We start from the raw sequence: 469 nt of genomic DNA, 5'->3' as shown, positions 1-469 counted from the left end.
CCGTCCATGAAATTGACCGCATTCGTAATCACGATCAGCCAGACAATGACCGCAATACCAAGGAGCCATCCACCTGTCCCGCCCGACATGAAGAATGGTATGGCCGCAATGACAGCCCAACCGCACAGCAGCGCGAGCTTCAACAAGGCTGACAGGCCGAGCCAGTCATCGAGGAAGCCGATTGCCCAAGGCGTGACGGCTAGCGCAACTGCAAACAAAATCCTGCCCGCGGGCATCTGAGCCAATGACGAGGGTTCTGCCATGACCGCGAACGCACCCAGCGTAATCAGGATCGCGCCGAAGATACCGATCCCGCCCGTGCGAGGCACAGGCGCTGCCTGCTGTTTACGGCCACCATCCGGAGCATCGAGCAGCGGCAAATGACGCGCCAGGGTGCACAGGACGAAAGAAATCAACGCCGCTCCGGCAACGAGGTAGAAAATCGTCATCGCGCGTCCCCCAAGCTTGT

The 469-nt window shown here is 59.7% G+C and carries 1 pseudogene; it reads right to left on the bottom strand.

Features of this window, described 5'->3' with window-relative positions:
* Window positions 1-449: pseudogene (locus B4F73_RS15165) on the bottom strand (hypothetical protein); the annotation flags it as partial.
* Window positions 450-469 lie beyond the last annotated feature (20 nt).

The sequence above is a fragment of the Hyphomonas sp. UBA3601 genome (genome assembly GCF_002375605.1).
Taxonomy (GTDB): domain Bacteria; phylum Pseudomonadota; class Alphaproteobacteria; order Caulobacterales; family Hyphomonadaceae; genus Hyphomonas.
Note: the sequence above shows the minus strand (reverse complement) of the source record. Positions and strands in the feature narration are given on the sequence as shown.